The sequence below is a fragment of the Methylobacterium sp. WL103 genome (assembly GCF_008039885.1).
In the GTDB taxonomy this organism is placed as follows: Bacteria; Pseudomonadota; Alphaproteobacteria; order Rhizobiales; family Beijerinckiaceae; genus Methylobacterium; species Methylobacterium cerastii.
The window spans coordinates 1-1813 of the sequence record NZ_VRUX01000742.1 but is presented as its reverse complement, the minus strand read 5'-3'; the positions used below and the strand labels follow the sequence as shown (position 1 = coordinate 1813).

Annotated in this window: 2 protein-coding genes; one reads left to right on the top strand and one right to left on the bottom strand. The window is 73.2% G+C overall.

What is annotated here, in order from left to right; translation table 11 throughout:
- The first annotated feature begins 399 nt into the window (after positions 1-399).
- The gene (gene rsmA / locus FV222_RS24930; protein ID WP_147764355.1) at positions 400-1263 is read left to right on the top strand and encodes a 16S rRNA (adenine(1518)-N(6)/adenine(1519)-N(6))-dimethyltransferase RsmA; all 864 of its coding nucleotides are present in this window, start codon (positions 400-402) and stop codon (positions 1261-1263) included.
- Between the two features lie 34 nt (positions 1264-1297).
- Here the strand turns inward: rsmA and FV222_RS24925 are convergent.
- Positions 1298-1813 (bottom strand): TIM44-like domain-containing protein (locus FV222_RS24925; protein WP_187277465.1); only part of this gene is annotated, 516 nt, incomplete at its 5' end.

Genomic DNA, 1813 nt, shown 5'->3' with positions numbered 1-1813 from the left:
GGAATGATGTCGGCGGCGCGGGCCGCACCGCCGACATCATTCCGCTGAACGCCTACGTCGGCCGCCCGCGCTCGATGCCGGCCGCGCATTTCGATGCGGAGGACGAGTTGTGAGCTGGTCCTTGCCAGGCGGTGCGCCCGCTTCCGCGCGCATCCCCTCTCCCCGCGCGCGGGGAGAGGGCTTTGCCGACCTCGTCGTCGGCAAAGCGAGGCGGCAGCCGATGGTGAGGGGGCGACGCCGGTTGAGGCTCTTCCGGAAGCGCCCCCTCACCGCCGCTAAGGCTTCGCCTCCTCTTCCCGGCCGCACGGCAAGGTGCGGCCGGGCCTCTCCCCCCGCGCGGGGAGAGGGGACGCGCGCACCTTCCAACGCCTTCGCGATCTTTGACAAGCGAACCGCCCGATGACCGCCTCCGACGGCTTGCCCCCCCTGCGCGAGGTGGTGGCGCGGCATGGGCTGGAGCCGAAGAAGGCGCTCGGGCAGAACTTCCTCTACGACCTCAACCTCACCGGGCGCATCGCCCGCGCGGCCGGGCCGCTCGCGGGCGTCACCGTGCTCGAGGTCGGGCCGGGACCCGGCGGGCTGACGCGGGCGCTGCTCGCGGAGGGGGCCGCGCGGGTGATCGCCGTCGAGCGCGATCCCCGCGCGCTGCCGGCGTTGGCCGAGATCGCGGCGCATTACCCGGGTCGGCTGACGGTCGTCGACGCCGACGCCCTCGCCTTCGACCCCCGGCCCCTCGTCGGCGACGGGCCGGCGCGGATCGTGGCGAACCTGCCCTACAACGTCGGCACCGCCCTGCTCACCGGCTGGCTCGACGACGCGGCCTGGCCGCCGTGGTGGGATAGCGCTACGCTGATGTTCCAGCGCGAGGTCGCCGAGCGCATCGTCGCCGACGAGACCGAGCGCGCCGATTACGGCCGCCTCGGCGTGCTCTGCGGCTGGCGCACGCAGAGCGACATCCTGTTCGACGTGGCGCCCTCCGCCTTCGTGCCGCCGCCGAAGGTGACGTCGAGCGTCGTCCGAATCGTCCCGCGCGCCGTCCCCCTGCCCTGCCGGGCGCGGGCGCTGGAAACGGTGACGCGGGCGGCCTTCGGGCAACGCCGAAAGATGCTGCGCCAGAGCCTGAAGAGCCTGACGCCGGAGCCGACCGCGCTGCTGGCCGAGGCCGGCATCGCAGAGACCGCGCGGGCCGAGGAGGTGCCGGTGGCGGGCTTCGTGCGGCTCGCCAACCTGTGGGACGCGCAGAAGAAAGCCGGCGCCCCGTGAGGGACGCCGGCCCGTTTCTCCGATTCGTGCCGCGTTAGCGGGTCTGCTGGATCGCCGAGAGGATCCACGGACGGCCCGGGTTGCGCGCGAAGGTCCAGAGCTCGGTCGCCTCGCCCGGCTCGGTCTCGACGACGCGGTTGGTGTTCCGGTCGATCGTCTCGTCCTTGAGCGTGTAGCGCATCGCCACCGTGGCGAATTCCTGCGCGCCCTCGCCCCAGGCCTCCGACAGGTCGCCCTGCTGGAGCTTCACGTCCGTAATGCGGTTGACGACGCCGCGGGCCTTGTTTCCGCGCAGCTCCTCCTCGAAGTAGCCGGCCATCTCCGGCGTCGCGAGGTTGCGCAGGCCGACCATGTCCTCGTGGGAATAGGCGTCCTGCACCTCGCCGAGCAGGCGCTCGAACGACTGGAAGTCGTTCGGGCCGATCTGCACCGGGCGCTGCTGCGGCGGGCGCTGGGCGCCGCCGAGCATGCCACCGGCGCCCGCAGCACCGCCGGGGCCAGCGTTGCTGCCCCCCGCTGCGTTCGGGTCGAGGCCCGAGCGCGCATAGGG